Raw genomic sequence first — 14,631 nt, 5'->3', positions numbered from 1 at the left:
TGCCGTACGGTCTGCGGCGTGGCGGCCATCGGGTCGCCACGCCGACGTGTGAAGCCGACGCGCTCGCACGAAGCCGACGCGGCTCGCGCGGATGTCCGCGGGTCTCTTGGTCAGGGGACGCGGATGTCCGCCGGTCCCGTGGTCAGGGGATGAGGAGGACGCGGCCGAGCTGCGAGCGGCTCTCCAGGATCCGGTGCGCCTCGGCCGCCTCGGTCAGGGGCAGGCGGGCGTGCAGCGTGGCGCGCAGTCTCCCCTCCACCGCGTGGCGTGCCGCCTCGTCCATGTCCTCGCGTGCCTGCTTGGGCGCGGCGGCGCGCCAGGCGAGCAGCGAGAACCCCGTCACCGACCTGACCGCGAACAGGCTCATCACGGGGATGTCGGTGACCTCGCCGCTCGCCGCCCCGTAGACGACGGCCCGGCCGAACGGGGCAAGGAGGTCGAGGCTGCTTCTCAGGACGTCGCCCCCGACGGAGTCCAGGACGACGTCGACGCCGCCCGGCGCGATCTCGCGTACCCGCTCGGGCCAGTCCGCGGCGGAGTAGTCGACGGCGGCGTCCGCACCGAGCGCACGGGCGAAGTCGAGCTTGGCGGGGGAGCCCGCGGTGGCGATCACCGTGGCGCCGGCGATCTTGGCGAGTTGCACGGCCAGGTGGCCGATGCCTCCCGTGGCGGCGTGGACCAGCACGGTTTCGCCGGGCGACAGCCGGGCGGTGCGCAGGGCGCCCAGTGCCACCGGGGCGCCCATCGGCAGCATGCTGGCGGTGGCGTCGTCGATCCCGTCCGGTACGGGCGCGAGCCACTCGGCGTCGGCCAGGACCTGATCGGCGAAGGCGTCCTCGGCCAGCGTGGCGACCCGCCGCCCGACGAGCTCGGGGCCGACGCCCGGTCCGACGGCGTCGATCGTCCCCACCACGTCGCCGGTGAGCACGGCGGGCAACTCCCGCCGATAGATGCCGCCGGTGTCGGGCCCCTGGCGGAACTTCACGTCGACGAAGTTGGCGCCGATCGCCTCGGCGCGGATCCGTACCTGCCCGGGGCCGGGGACGGGAGGCTCGGCCTCCTCCATGACGAGTACCTCGGGGCCACCGTAGGCGTGATAGCGGATTCGGCGCATGATGTCCTCCAGAGTTCGCAATAAACTGGACCGACGGTCAAGATAGGCGAGAGCGTACTTGACCGACGGTCCACTTGTCTATGTGAAGAGGTCCTTATGGCTGAGGGGCGTCGCGAGCGCGCCGACGCGGCACGGAACCGGCAGGCGATCCTGCGGGCGACGGAGGAGCTGCTGGCTCGGTACCGGCCGGAGCAGGTCTCCATGGAGCGGGTCGCCGCCGCGGCCGGAGTCGGCAAGGGCACGGTGTTCCACCGTTTCGGCAGCCGGCTGGGGCTCATGGTCGCGCTGATGCAGGAGCGCGCGTACGCGTTGAACGAGGCCGTCACGAACGGACCACCGCCGTTGGGCCCCGGTGCTCCGCCGGAGGAACGGCTCATGGCCTTCCTGGACGCGATCGCCGAGCTGGTCGGCCGCAACAAGGGGCTGCTCGCCGCGCTCGGTCACGCCGCCACCGCGTCCAGGCCGGAGTGGAAGGAGCAGGAGGCACAGGCGGGTCAGGCCGACGACTGTGCCCAGGGGTCACCGGACGACCATCCCGTCTATCGGTTCTGGCACGGCCACACCAGCGCGCTGATCGCCGAGCGGCGACCGGAACTGGACGCGGAACTGCTGGCCCACATTCTGCTGTGCAGCCTGCAGAGTGAACCGGTCCTGCGGTTGCTGGAGCGCGGGGAGTCGGCGCGGCTGGCCGCGTCGCTACGCGTCATGGCCGCCGCGATGCTCGCGGCCCCTGCCCCCTCCTGACCCGGCCGGTACAGGGCGCCGGGCCGCGGCACAGGGCGCCCGTCCGGCACAGGGTGTTCCGGCGGGTTCGCGGCGGCGCTCGACCCGGCCGGGCGATCAGGTGGCGGCGTCGTCCGAGACCGGCGCGCCGCTGCCACCCCTCGCCTTGTGCACCCAGGCGCGGGTGAGCTCGGGATCGTCGCGGCGCGCGGGAGACGGGATGACGGTCGCGGTGCGGCGCGGGCCGTCGCCGGTGACGACGTCGTCCCCGCCGACCCACCAGCCGCGCTCGATGAGCTGGGCGCGCCGCCGGCGATAGGCGACCTGGAGGGCGTCGCTGCGCAGGTGCAGCTCGTCGGACAGGTCGAACGGCAGCAACTCGGGGCGCTGCGACTCCACCACCGGCCGGTCCTGGAGCAGGATCCGCTCGATCCGTCTGCGCGCGTTGCCGTCCGCCCAGCGGCCGGTGAGGAAGTTGCGAAAGCCCAGGATCTTGACCAGCGTACGGTCCTGCGAGATCGGGATGTTGAAGTCGTAGAGGATCATGTCGCCGAACGGGAGCCGGATGTGGATCTTGACCATGTTCGGCAGGTACCAGCCGTTGGTGACCGTCACCTGTTCGGGCCTGCTCCGGCGGCGCGTGAGGACGCCCCGCAGCCCTCTGGGCGGTGCCGAGCTGAGCCGGATGTCCGCCACCGCGGACCAGTCGTCCAGGGTGATCGTGTAGTCGGGGATCTCCGGCCTGTCGGGGTTGCCGAACGTCGTGCCGTGCACGAACGGGATGTGCGCGGAGTCCACGACGTTCTCCAGTGTCCGCTCGTAGTTGGCGGCGAACTCCATCTCGACGTGGACGGAGTGGAAGGCCGGGTCGCCGTGCTCGGGGATGTGCGGGATGGGCGGCCGCTCCTCCTCGGGCAGGTCGCCGAGGAACGCCCACACCATGCCGTACCTCTCGACGGTCGGATAGGAGTCGACCCGGGCCTTCCCGGGAATCCCGCGTCCCGGCGGGTTGGCGGGGATCCGCACGCAGGCGCCCCCGGGCTCGTACTCCCAGCCGTGGTAGGGGCACGCGACGGTGTCGCCCTTCACCGTGCCCATCGACAGCGCGCCGCCCCGGTGCACGCACAGGTCGGACAGGCAGACGACCTCGCCCCTGCGTGTGCGGTAGAGGACGAAGTCCTGGCCGAGGCAGGTCACCTTCGCCGGCCTGCGCCCGACTTTGTCGCCGAACTCCACCGCGTACCAGAAGTTCTTGAGCATGGTCACGCCCCCCGCGTCGACGCGCGGCCGTCGAACCGTCCGAGTACGGCTCGCGCCCGCGTTGCTTCCTGACACAGGTGTGTTCGCAGGAAGACGGTCGTCAGTTGCCCGGAATCTCGAAGAACATCCAGGCCGGCGGGATCAGGCGGTCGCCACGGCCGCCGAATGGGATCGGAGGGCCCCGGTCCCGGGAGGCGGCGGCCGCCGAACGGGATCGGTGACCCCCGGTCTCAGGAGGCGGCCGCCGCGTTGAAGCCACCCTCCCGCGCCGCGCCCGCCCTCGATCATGATGGGTGGCGAGGTCATCGTGCCGCGCCCGCTCTTCACGTACTCGCGCCGACCGGCGGGCGCGCCGGCCGAAGGCGTCCTGCTGAGCCGTACGAACAGGAGATGGTGGTAGAGATGATCACAGTCGACGACGTGCGCCGGGTGGCGCTGGCCCTGCCGCGCACCTCGGAGCATCTGATACGAGATCGGATCAAGTTCCGGGTCGGCAGGATCGTCTATCTCGCGATCTCGCCCGACGAGACGACGATGGGGTTCGCCTTCCCCAAGGAAGAGCGCGCGGCGCTCGTCGCGGCCGAGCCCGGGAAGTTCCACATGCCGCGCCCGTCCGATGAGCGGTACAACTGGGTCCAGCTCACGATGGCGGCGATCGACGCGACCGAGATGCGGGAGATCGTCATCGACGCGTGGCGGATGGCCGTCCCCAAGAGGGTGGCCGCCGCCTATCTCGAGAGCGTCTCCCGCCGGCCGGGCGGCGTCTGAGGCTCCCGGAGCCCGGCCCGGCGCCGGTTGGGGTGCGGTCAGCTGCTGGGCGCCGGTTGGGGTGCGGTCAGCCGCTGGAGGTCGGCCACGAGTCCGGCCAGTGTTTCCGGCACCAGCGAGTAGCAGATGGTGGTGCCTTCGCGCCGCGTACGCACCAGTCCGGCCTCGCGCAGCACCTTCAGGTGCGCGGAGATCGTCGGCTGGCTCACGGAGAACTCGTCGGTGAAGTCGCACGCGCAGATGTCGGACTCGACCGCGAGCCTGCGCACGATCCCGAGTCGCACCGGATTGGCCAGCGCACGAAGCACCGCGACGTCCACGGTCTCCACAGCGTTCACGCCGTCCACGGTCTCCACAGCGTCCACAGTCCCCACGATGGACAGCGTATCGTCTCCGAACTATATAGTCTGAACCCTATATAGAAGGAGAACGATGGATCATCTCGACGAAGCACTGGTCCGGCTGGCGCCCACCGGACCCGAGTATCGCGGCGGCCTGTCCAACCACGGCCCGATGGTCGCCGAGGCCCTGGTACGGCTGGGCGCGGCGGAGACGATCGCCGACTGGGTCTCGGGCTACCTGCCCCGGCTCGACGGCGGGCCCGACACCCGTGGCCGCGTCACCGACTGGCGGGCCGCGCTCGGCGACCGGCGCAGGGTCGGCGACTGGACCGCCTACTTCACTGAGCGCCTGACCGAGGCCCCGTGGCGTGCGGTCCTGGCCGAATGGTGGCCGCGGCTCACCCCGGGCCTGGCCGCGGGCGCGACGCACGGCGTGATCCGCACCTCGCACGCCGTCCGGGCGCTGGCCGAGCAGGAGACCCCGCCAAGGCTCACCGAGCTGGCCCAGGCGCTGGCTTACTGGGCGGCCGGATACGTCGAACTGCCGGGACGGCCGCTGACCAGCGGTGTGCGGACGCTGGAACAGGCGGTCGCCGTACTGCCGATCCTGGAACTGGCGCCGACCGAACTGATCGTGGCGCACCTCGCCCACCTGCGGGACCTGCCGGAGTTCGCCGGAGTCGTCTCCTCGCTGCGCCCGCCCACGGACGTCGCCGCCGACCTGACCGAGCTGACCCGGGTGTTCGCCGGGGTGTTCCTGACGCACGGCAGGCACGCGCCGATCGACTTCATCCACGCGGTGACGGCGCCGGTGGCGGTGTCGTCGGTGCTGGACCACCTGCCCAGGGAGCTCTGGCGGCCCACGTACGACGCCCTGTGGCAGGTGGCCGCCGCGCTGTACAGCGGCTTCGCGTATCAGGGCACGGCCGAGCCGCTTCCCTCCGATGACCCTCCGGCGCCGGGCGAGCTGGCCGGGAGGGCCGCCGAGACCGGCGACGCCCACGCCATCAAGCTGACCGAGGCCGCGCTCCGCCAGCACGCGCGGACCGGCGACCCGGTCTTCCTCCACGCCGCCGCCCGCTCGGTGGAACTGCTCCGCTGACGGCACGCCCCACCGCCCGCCGTCCGGGCGGCCATGAGCCTGCCCTCGGTCATCGAGAAGCGCCGCCGAGCGTCGGCACGACGCCGCACTCGGCCCACTCCACGCCGACCCCGCGCAGTCCGGCGGCCCAGGGCCCCGTCACCTCGGCGAGCCCGGCCGCGTCGGGCGGGGTGCGCCCGAGCCCGATGGCGAACCGGGCCCGTCCCTGCCCGGCGTCGAACGGCTGAGGCCAGGCATGCGCGTCCTGGATTCCCGCGCGTTCGAGAGAGGCGAGCAGCGCCCGCATCCGGCCCCGGACCCGCCCCAGCGTCACGCCGAACTCCTCCGTCCGCCCGGCCCGTACGGTCACGACGGCCCACGCGGCGTGCCGCCGATGCAACGGCGGCGGCGACAGCAGCTCCGCCAGGGGATCGCGGCCGGCCTCCGCCGCCGCCTCCGTGGTCTCCCAGGCGTTGTAGAGCTCCCGCGTCAGAAGATCCCGCCAGCCGGCGCCGACCTGCTCGCTGCACAGGCGGACCGGGGCCGTGGGAGTCATGATCTGTACAGCCGCGCCCCGACCGTCATCCGGCGGCGTCTCCTGCCCTCGGCGCGGTGCCGTACCAGGTCGCGGCGGCGTTTCCTGCCCTCCGGCCGGTGCCGTACCAGGCGGGGGCGGTGTCTCCTGCCCCGCGCCCGGGGTGGCCTCCGGCCACAGGCTGACCGGCCGCCGCCAGTCCCATGCCGCCCACATGCCGAAGAAGTGGCCGAGCAGGTCGCCGGGCGGGAGATCCCCGGCCTCCCGTACCGTCCGTGCCGCGAGGACGGCCCAGGCCAGGCCAGGAAGACCGCCGAACGGAGCCGAGTCCAGCCCGCGCGCCTTCGCCCATGCCTTCACCTCACGGGCCAGCCGGGTGAACGCGGCAGCGTCCACGCCGACGGAGGCGAGGACGGCGTCGGCGTCGCTGATCGCGCTCAGGGCGATCGCCGCTTCCTCTCCCAGCTCGGTACGGCGGGCCACCGCCTCGGCCGGGGGCATTCCGGCGGTCGGGACGACGACCAGATCGACGTCCAGACCGACGTCGAGACCGCCGACCCGCATCCGCAGCCCGGGGACCCGGGCGCCGACCACGCGCCGCGTCTCCGTCGCCTCCGGCAGCGCCGCCGCCACGCGCGCCTCGACGTCCGTGAGATCGGGCTCACCGGGCAGCGCCACGACCAGGTCGAGGTCCGCACCGGGCAGCGCGCACCCCAGCCGGCGCGATCCGGCGACGTGGACCACGCCTCCGGCCAGCGAGACCCGCAGCCGTTCCACGACGTCACGCGCCGCCGGTTCCCCGGGGACATCGATGTCCTCGACCGTCCCCTGCCCGCCGGGGCCGCGCCCGGCCGCTCGTGGAACGTCGCCGGGAGTCCCGCCTGCGCGCCCGGCCGGGGTGTGTGGGCCGGGTTCACGCGTGTTGTCAGTGATCCAGCGCACCTCGCCGGTTCCCAGGGCGACGGTCGCCCGGGGCCGCATCGGCTCCTCGCCGCGTCGGGACAGCAGGACCAGTTCGTCGACACGCACCGGCCCGCCGCCGAGTCGTGCCGCGCACTCGTCGATGAGGCGCTCCGGATCGCGGGCCCTTCCGAGCGTGAGGTGCGGCGTGTAGCCCTCCGCGCCGCCCCGGCAGCGGGGGAAGGCGCGCTCCAGCGCGCCGCGCAGCTCCGCCCACGGCTCACGCCCGGCGGAGGCAGGGTCCAGCCAGACCGTGGAGCCGTCACGGTGACGGAAGGCGCGCACGCCTTCGAGCAGTGCGGTGAACGGAGCGGTCGCGGCCGCGGCGGCCGCCACGAGAGGCGCCGCCTCCTCGAAATCGGATTCCGGTACAAAACCGAACATCACCGTGACATGCGGCGGCCACCTGCCGGCCTTGGGGTCGTGTTCCTCGCGGATCTCCTGGATCGCGGGCCAGAGTTCCTCCGGCGGGATCCACGCCACCGCCGTCCGCGCGGTGGGCCGGGCGTCGAGAACGCCGGCCTGCGTGCCCTGCCCGTACTCGCTCTCGCCGGCGACGATATCCACGGCGACGCCGTAGTGATCCGACACGAACAGCCCGCCCGGCGTCGCGGGGGAGTCGCCCCGCAGAACCGCCGCGCCGGCCCGCAGGTCGTGACCGCGCAGCAGTACGCGGTCGAGCCGGGACGCTCGGCCGGAGAGCGAGGAGACGGCCGCCAGCGGATTGGCCCGTGGATCGAAGGTCGGCGTCTGGTCGTCGAGCCCGTGCACCTCGGTCCAGGCGTCGCGCAGGCCGAGCACGTCGGCGGGCCCGCCTCCCCCGTCATTGAGGTCGCCGAGCAGGATGACGTCACCCTCCACGCCGCGCAGCACCTCGGCCAGCCGGTCGAGCTCGGCCCCGCGCCGGGCCGGGCCGTTCTCCGAATGGTCGCTGGTCAGATGCGTGCCGGCCACCACGATCGGCCCCGCCGCGGACTCCACCGTGACGGCGACGACGGCCTTGTGCGGGCCGAGGGCATGTCGGCCCGCCTCCCGCACGGGCAGGCGGCTGAGCAGGAGGAGCCCGCTGTCGTCGACGTCCCCGCCGCGCGGATCGGTGCCCAGCGTGTACGCGGAGCGAACCCACGGCGCCCGCAGCAGCATGTCGAGCAGCCCGGTCTCGACCTCCTGCAACGCGATGACGTCGGCGTCGGCCCGTTCCAGGGCCTCCAGCAGCAGCGGCCTGCGCCCGGCGGTGTCGATCCGGTCGCTGTCGTAGCGATCCCACAGGGTGTTCCAGGTCAGCACACGCAGGCGCGCCCCGGACGCGCCCGGCACGTGGGGCATCCCCGCCTGTACGGCAGGGGCCGGACTCCAACCGGTGAGCGGGTCCCACACGTACGGCACGCACGCGGTGAAGGACGGCTCCCGCAACCTGCGCGGTTCCCGTACCCGGCCCGCCTGGGACGAGTCGAGGAGGTCGAGGCCGGAGGCCCGATCCCAGACCACCTCGCCGTCCGCCTCGACGAACATGATCCGGTGCCAGGGGATGTCGCCTCCGGGCACGAACGCGGGCAGCGGCACCCGCGTGGGAGCGGCCGCCCGCACGTTGATCCCCAGCACGAAGCGCGCCGGATCGAAGCGCGGATCCCAGCGGACCCGGTGATAGATCTCTTCGCTTGTTCGCATGGGCTCAGTCCGTACTGTCGAGGGCTCCGGCGGTGTCGTGGACCCGTCCGTCCGGCCCGGCGTACCAGGTGCGGTGCGCTTCCCACGGGAAGGGCGGGGCGAAGCGTCGGAGCTGGGCCGAGAGCACCTCCGGTGGTACCGGGTTCGCGCGGCCGCTGTTGCGCAGCGCCAGCTCGCCGTCGGGTACCAGCATGACGACGTGCGTCGTCAGCGCGTCGCGACGGCGGGCCACCGCGTGCACCAGCGAGCGTTGTCGCCGGTTCAGTGCCGTGGCGTCCCAGACGATTGTCCCGCCGCCGGCCAGCAGCTCGTCGAGCCGGTGCAGACCCTCGCGGAGGATCGCGGGATTGGCCCGCTGGTCCGACCGGGATCCACGGGCCGCACGCAGGTCGTCGAGCGAGACGACGGCGTCGGCGCGGGTGGCCGGGCGGACGCCTCCATCGGTGCCGGTATCGGTGCCGGCGTTGCCTGAGGTGCCTGAGGTGCCTGTGGGTCTGATTGTGGTGCCTGTGGTGATGAGGTTCCTGGCGAAGGTGCTCTTCCCGGTGCCCGACGGCCCGACCATGATGACGAGCCGGGGAAACGCGCCCGATCGCCATCGCCAGGTCGCCGCCACGGCCTCCTCCGGTGAGGAGATCCGGCCGAGTGCGTAGGCTTCCCGGGCCTCGGCCCAGCATCGGTCCGCCGCGTCCGGACCGCATCCGCCGAGCATCGCGCGCAGTCCCTCGCGCAGCGGGCGCAGCGGCGCCTCGCCGAGCAGCCCCGCGTCCTCGGCGTGGAGCTCCGACCACGCGATCTGCTCTCGCGCGGCGAGGGATCCGTCGTCGTGGCACCCGGCCAGGGTGGCGGCGGCGACCGCGTGCAGGACGCCCAGGTCGGCGGCTCCGGCCAGCCGTACCAGCCCGGTCCTGCGCGCTTCCTCGGGATACGGATCGCGCAGGCGGGCGTGCAGCCCGGCCAGATCGGCGACCCGCCGCGCGAGCCCCATGCCGAGGGGCGCCACCAGCCGGGACGCCAGCCAGGGCCGCGGTGCGTCGTCGAACAGCGCCGCCAGCACGCCCGCCAGCCGGGCGTCCCCCGACCGTTCCAGCACGTCGAGCCGTGCGGAGACGTCGGCGACCGCCGCCCCGGCCCGCTCCATGGGAGCCCGCTCCGGTACGGCGGGCTCGACGGAAGGCGCGGTGGCCTGGCGGAGCTCGTCGATCGCCGTCCCCAGCGCGGCAAGGAGTGACGGCACGGCGGGACCGGCCCCCGAACGAACCTCCCACAGCGCGGCGGCGGGGCCCAGGCCGTTCGGCACGACGGGCGCGAGCATCCAGTGCTCGTCGGTCGTCACATGCGCGGAACGCACCCATTTCGCCACGCGATGGGCGAACTCCTCCCGCCGGAACCCTTCGACGGTCCGTACCACGTATCCCTCGTGCCGCGCCGTGTCCAGGCGCAGTGCCCGCAACGCGCGCTCGTCGCAGACACCGCGCCACAGAACCGCGGGGACCGGGACTCCCAGCCGCCGGCTGAAGCGCACGGTCTCGTCCCAGTCCAGGCAGCGGTCGCCGTCCCACACCGAGAAGGCGTAGAACCAGCTCTCCAGATCGTGGTACGCGAGCGAGTGCCGGGCGTAGAGGTTCTCCCCGCACACCCGCCAGGCCGGCGGGATGTGCCGGGCGATCCTGCCGTGCAGACCCTTGATCCACGCGCGGGACGGGTGGTGCGCCGAGTCGAGAGAACGGGCGTGCAGCCCGTCCGAATACATGGTCGTGTTCTCGCCGTCGAGCTTCTCGGTGACGACGACCTCGCGTCCCACGAGCCCGGACAGGCCGCCGGCGCGCACGTCGTCCGTCGTCGCTCCTGGCGACCAGGGCAGATGCGGGGTGCGAGGGTAGTGGACGCGCATGTTGTGCCCCCCGTGACGACGTTGTGCCCCGGTGACTGTACGAGAGGGGAAAAGGGCGAATCCATCGATTAATCCGCCGCCAGGTGACCCCGCCCGCCGTCTGTCGAGGCCACCGGATCGGGCCCGGCGTGGAACCGTACGCGATGGCCCCGGCGCGGGGCGGGCCGAGCAGCGCGGTGAGCACGTTCTCGTGCATGGTGCCCGGGATGTCGGCATCGGGGGAGTCGTTGCCGACGGCCGTCTTCGGGGCGGTCTTCAGGACCTTCTATCGGGCTATCGGGCTATCGGGCTATCGGGCTATCGGGCGTCGTATTCGTTGCGGGCCCGATCGATGTCGTCGATGTGCTCCAACGCCCAGTCCATGAGCGCCCACACCGTGGTGAGCAACGTCCGCCCCAGCGAGGTGAGCGCGTAGTCGACCCTGGGCGGCACGACCGGATGCACGGTGCGCAGGACCAGGCCGTCGCGTTCCAGACCGCGCAGCGTCGCGGTCAGCATGCGCTGGCTGATGCCCGGAACCGCGCGTTTGAGCTCCGTGAAGCGCCGCCCTTCCTTGCCGAGTTCGGCGACGACGGCCAGTGACCACTTGTCGCCGACCCGGTCCAGGATTTCCCGTACGCGGCATGTGGCGTCGTCGCGGGCCGCTATGAGCTCGTGGGCCCGATCGCCGATGGACGGGTGGGTGTCTGTGGTCAAGGTTCTCTCCAGGTAACCGAGGCAGGAAAAGGTGCCGTCTTCCGCTCCACGTCCATGGTTCCTGAGAATGAGGCCAGTTACCACACATCCAGTTAGTTCCTGAAAGGAACCGTTATGACGGTACAAGCCCCCGCCATCGACGAGGCGTTCGCGGACCCGGCGGGCGAGGCCCGGCTCGGCCGCGCCGCCGCCGCTCTGCGCGACCACGGCTATGCCGTACACCTGGTGGACACCGCCGCCGAGGCGCGCAAGCTGGTCGCCGACCTGGTACCACGGGACCGGGAGGTGTTCACCGCCTCGAGCGAGACGCTTCGGCTCTCCGGCATCGCCGAGGACATCGACGAGTCCGGTGAGTACCAGTCCGTGCGGGCACGGTCCGGTGACCTGGGTGACGACGTGCAGGCCCGGATCCGGCTGGGGGCGACTCCCGAGGTGGTCGTCGGCAGCGTGCACGCCGTCACCGAGGACGGTCGCATGCTCGTCGCCTCCGCCAGCGGCAGCCAGATCGCGCCGTACGCGTCGGGCGCCCGCCAGGCGGTCTGGGTGGTCGGCGCGCAGAAGGTGGTGCCCGACGAGGAGACGGGCCTGCGCCGCATCCGCGCCTACAGCCTGCCAAGGGAGTGGCGCCGGCTGCATGACCTGTACGGGCAGACCTCGTTCATCGGCAAGATCCTCATCTTGGAGCGGGAGGCCATGCCCGAACGGGGCACCGTCGTGCTCGTCCGCGAGGCCATCGGCTTCTGATCGACCCGCAGGTCACCCTCCGCCCGACGCCCGACGCGGCGGCCTGCCGGAAGTGGAGCCGGGCGTCGGGCTGCCGGGAGTGGAGCCGGGCGGCGGCCTGCCGACAGACGGGGACAGCGCGCCGAACGACGAGGTCGGCGCAGATCAGGCCGGGCATCGCCCGAGCACGGGTTCGTTCGAGCCGGACCGCCGGGCAGGTTCCGGCGCGGTGCAGGTGCCGTACAGGTGCCGTACAGGTGTGGCGCAGGTGCCGGTGCGGTGCCGCAATTCGGTTCGTTGTCAGGCCGGCATGGCGCTACGTTGCAAGGCATGACTGACAACCGCGTTCCTCCCCCTTTCATCGGCGATGAGCGGGCCATGTTGAACAACTGGCTCGAATGGCATCGCGGGACCCTCGCCGTGAAGTGCGCCGGTCTGTCGGAGGAGCAGCTCCGGGAGCGCTCGACGCCGCCGTCGACCATGTCCCTGCTCGGCCTGGTCCGCCACATGGCCCATGTGGAGCAGGTCTGGTTCAGGAACGTCCTCAACGGCGAGGGCGCCCCCCGCCTGTGGGGCAAGGACGTCAACCAGGACGCGGACTTCGACGAGGTGGACACCGCCTCGGCCGAGGAGGCCTTCGCGGTCTGGCAGGCCGAGATCGAGCACGCCCGCGAGCTGTCGGCCGGAGTCCCGCTGGACGCTGTGGGCAAGAGCCGGCGCCACGGTCAGGACTGCTCCCACCGGTGGATCCTCGTTCACATGATCGAGGAGTACGCCCGGCACAACGGCCACGCCGACCTGCTGCGGGAGCGCGTCGACGGCGCGACCGGCGATTAGGTCACGCGCGGCGTGTAGGTCACGCGCGGCGTGTAGGTCACGCGCGGCGTGTAGGTCACGCGCGGCGTGTAGGTCACGCGCGGCGATTAGGTCACGCGCGGCGTGTAGGTCACGCGCGGCGTGTAGGTCACGCGCGGCGATTAGGTCACGCGCGGCGTGTAGGTCACGCGCGGCGATTAGGTCACGCGCGGCGCGATCGTATGCTCGACGCGGTTCAGGGGCCGGCGGCGGGTACGAGCAGCCCGGCGAGGACGGTCACCCGCCTTGATGCGGTGAAGGGTCCAGAGCGGGGGCGAGCAACCCGGCCAGGTTCGTGTACGGCACGGTGATCGCCTGGCCGTTGCAGGACATCGGATAGCCGAGCTTCCACAGCGCGAGGGTGAAGGTGACGCCCTCGGCTGTGGGGAAGACGTCCACCACGTGTTCTTCGGGCTTGCCGGAGAAGATGTCGTTGGGCTGAAGTGGCCGGGTGCCCGGAGGACTTTGCTCGCAGAGCCTTCCACTCGGCCCGGACCTGGTGAGCACCCGCGCGAAATCTGTCGTTCCTTCCGCCGTGCGGACCCGAGGCGCCAGCAGGTCCCGGACGGTCAGTTCGCGGCCCGTCGCGAGGTCGATGACCAGCGATGTGTAGGTCATGAAAGGGACACGACCCAGTTCCGGGGCATCGGTGGAGAAACGGTAATAGGCAGAGACGACCCGCGGGCCGCGCAACCCTACCGTCGCCGTCGAGCTCAGGGTCGACCCCTCTCTCACCTCGCCCATGGGAAGGTCCTTGAGGTCGTCCTGGAAATCGTCGAGGATCTCCTCCGCGGCGCCGCGCAGCCTTTCATTGATCTTCTGGGAAAGGGCCGGATCGCCGATTCCGCTCACCTTGACGTACTGGAGTTTCTGTTTCAGGTCGAGATCGACGTAGAGCTTCTTGGTCGTCACGACCTCGACCGTGACTCCCGGACGGGCATCTCGTTCGGGCCGGTCGGATCGTTCTGATCGTTCCGGCCGAGCGGATGGCGCCGGGTCGGGTCCGCTGTTCTGGCAACCACTCAGCAGCAGGGCGGCGACACCGGCGGTGGCGGCGACTGCGAGCAGGCGGCGAAACGGCACGGTGCGATCTCTCGGCGCGACCTCCCGGCGCGGCCGGTTCACGTGGCGCGGTCGTTCGGGGGAGGACCGCACCTGTGCACGGCCGGACGCCTCGATTCCCGAGCGCGGGTCACGACGTTCGGCCGGGCGGGAAACGGCCCGCGGGAGACAGACGTTCACCCGCACACCGACTGGGCTTTGCTCATGGGAATCCAGGCCGGAAAGTCGGATGATGGAATCGTGCCCGAATAGAAGAGCTTGCTGGCATAGCGGCTCCGATAGGCCGAGCAGTCCAGGGGTGCGAGCGCGTACTCACCCTTTCGTACCTCGGCCGTCACCTTGAACGGCGGCCCGTCTTCGGGGATGATCTGCTCCGCCGGCTTGCCGTCGACGATGAGTTCGAACCTGAAGCGATATTCGCAGTACTTCTCGGACGTACGGGCGGCCAGGCGGAACGTCGTCTGTTCGCCCTGCTCCAGGGTGTATTTGTGGTCGGCGAAGTAGTCCCCGTACAGCAGGGGCGGGCCGTCGTTGGGGTCAGGCTTGGCATAGTGGGCGATCGGCGACGTCTCGTCCAGATCGAACCCGATGCGGACCGTGTCGGACGTTCCCTGCGGCCCCGAGAAGAACACGGTGCCCTTCAGCGGCTCGTCGCACTGCGAGACGGTGCGCACGTTGGTGATCCTTACGGGTTTCGGATGGTTGCCCGTCAGTTCCAACTCGACCGTCGAGGAGGTCGCCTCGACCGCGCCGGCGGCCCGCATCACAGCGTCCGCGCGTTCGTCGGCCACGTACCCGCCGAATGCCTTCATCTCACCGTTGATCCGTGCCAAGGTCGCGGCGTCGACCACCGCGCCCGAAATCCAGGTCGCGTCGTTACTGCGGTGTATCGGCGTGACCTTGGTGACGGTGATGGGCTTTCCCGTGGGGGTGGGGACGGGCGTGTCGGTG

General features: G+C 71.8%; 13 protein-coding genes. 5 read left to right on the top strand and 8 right to left on the bottom strand.

The annotated features are described in order from the left end of the window. Positions 1-142: 142 nt before the first annotated feature. Positions 143-1,114 carry a zinc-binding dehydrogenase gene (locus IMZ11_RS09490; protein ID WP_228639684.1) on the bottom strand — a complete coding sequence of 324 codons (972 nt, stop codon included), beginning with the start codon at positions 1,112-1,114 and terminating at the stop codon, positions 143-145. A gap of 96 nt (positions 1,115-1,210) precedes the next feature. Here IMZ11_RS09490 and IMZ11_RS09485 point away from each other — a divergent pair, with 96 nt between their 5' ends. Next, on the top strand, positions 1,211-1,858 hold the full coding sequence (locus IMZ11_RS09485; RefSeq protein WP_228639682.1) for a TetR/AcrR family transcriptional regulator: 648 nt from the start codon (positions 1,211-1,213) through the stop codon (positions 1,856-1,858). Positions 1,859-1,954: 96 nt separating this feature from the next. Here the strand turns inward: IMZ11_RS09485 and IMZ11_RS09480 are convergent, their stop codons facing one another. Next, the gene (locus IMZ11_RS09480) at positions 1,955-3,097 is read right to left on the bottom strand and encodes an aromatic ring-hydroxylating dioxygenase subunit alpha (protein ID WP_228639873.1); all 1,143 of its coding nucleotides are present in this window, start codon (positions 3,095-3,097) and stop codon (positions 1,955-1,957) included. 402 nt (positions 3,098-3,499) lie between these two features. Here IMZ11_RS09480 and IMZ11_RS09475 point away from each other — a divergent pair, with 402 nt between their 5' ends. Continuing rightward, entirely contained in the window at positions 3,500-3,865 is a 366-nt protein-coding gene (locus IMZ11_RS09475; RefSeq protein WP_228639679.1) for an MmcQ/YjbR family DNA-binding protein, read from the top strand. Positions 3,866-3,903: 38 nt separating this feature from the next. Here the strand turns inward: IMZ11_RS09475 and IMZ11_RS09470 are convergent, their stop codons facing one another. Then, positions 3,904-4,239, bottom strand: a complete 336-nt coding sequence (locus IMZ11_RS09470) for a helix-turn-helix transcriptional regulator (RefSeq protein ID WP_228639677.1) — start codon at positions 4,237-4,239, stop codon at positions 3,904-3,906. A 58-nt stretch (positions 4,240-4,297) separates the two neighbouring features. On the opposite strand from IMZ11_RS09470, the gene IMZ11_RS09465 reads away from it, so the two are divergent. Continuing rightward, entirely contained in the window at positions 4,298-5,308 is a 1,011-nt protein-coding gene (locus IMZ11_RS09465) for a questin oxidase family protein (protein WP_228639675.1), read from the top strand. 49 nt (positions 5,309-5,357) lie between these two features. Here IMZ11_RS09465 and IMZ11_RS09460 read toward each other — a convergent pair whose 3' ends face one another. The 3 genes from IMZ11_RS09460 to IMZ11_RS09450 all read right to left on the bottom strand — a co-directional run bounded on the left by IMZ11_RS09460 (position 5,358) and on the right by IMZ11_RS09450 (position 11,040). Next, entirely contained in the window at positions 5,358-8,450 is a 3,093-nt protein-coding gene (locus tag IMZ11_RS09460) for a poly(A) polymerase (RefSeq protein ID WP_228639673.1), read from the bottom strand. 4 nt (positions 8,451-8,454) lie between these two features. Next, positions 8,455-10,344, bottom strand: a complete 1,890-nt coding sequence (locus tag IMZ11_RS09455; protein WP_228639671.1) for an RNA ligase family protein — start codon at positions 10,342-10,344, stop codon at positions 8,455-8,457. A 297-nt stretch (positions 10,345-10,641) separates the two neighbouring features. Then, the gene (locus IMZ11_RS09450) at positions 10,642-11,040 is read right to left on the bottom strand and encodes a helix-turn-helix domain-containing protein (protein WP_228639669.1); all 399 of its coding nucleotides are present in this window, start codon (positions 11,038-11,040) and stop codon (positions 10,642-10,644) included. A gap of 114 nt (positions 11,041-11,154) precedes the next feature. Here IMZ11_RS09450 and IMZ11_RS09445 point away from each other — a divergent pair, with 114 nt between their 5' ends. Together IMZ11_RS09445 and IMZ11_RS09440 are read left to right on the top strand one after the other, a co-directional pair. Further along, a complete protein-coding gene (locus IMZ11_RS09445; RefSeq protein WP_228639667.1) occupies positions 11,155-11,784 on the top strand; it encodes an LUD domain-containing protein in 630 nt (209 codons plus the stop codon). 309 nt (positions 11,785-12,093) lie between these two features. Next, positions 12,094-12,600, top strand: coding sequence for a DinB family protein (locus IMZ11_RS09440; protein WP_228639665.1), 507 nt, complete (start codon positions 12,094-12,096; stop codon positions 12,598-12,600). Positions 12,601-12,855: 255 nt separating this feature from the next. Here the strand turns inward: IMZ11_RS09440 and IMZ11_RS09435 are convergent, their stop codons facing one another. Continuing rightward, positions 12,856-13,530, bottom strand: coding sequence for a hypothetical protein (locus IMZ11_RS09435; protein WP_228639663.1), 675 nt, complete (start codon positions 13,528-13,530; stop codon positions 12,856-12,858). A gap of 326 nt (positions 13,531-13,856) precedes the next feature. Continuing rightward, on the bottom strand, positions 13,857-14,631 hold a 775-nt coding region (locus IMZ11_RS09430), incomplete at its 5' end, for a hypothetical protein (RefSeq protein ID WP_228639661.1).

This window comes from Microtetraspora sp. AC03309 (assembly GCF_020826795.1).
In the GTDB taxonomy this organism is placed as follows: Bacteria; Actinomycetota; Actinomycetes; order Streptosporangiales; family Streptosporangiaceae; genus Microtetraspora; species Microtetraspora glauca.
Note: the sequence above shows the minus strand (reverse complement) of the source record. Positions and strands in the feature narration are given on the sequence as shown.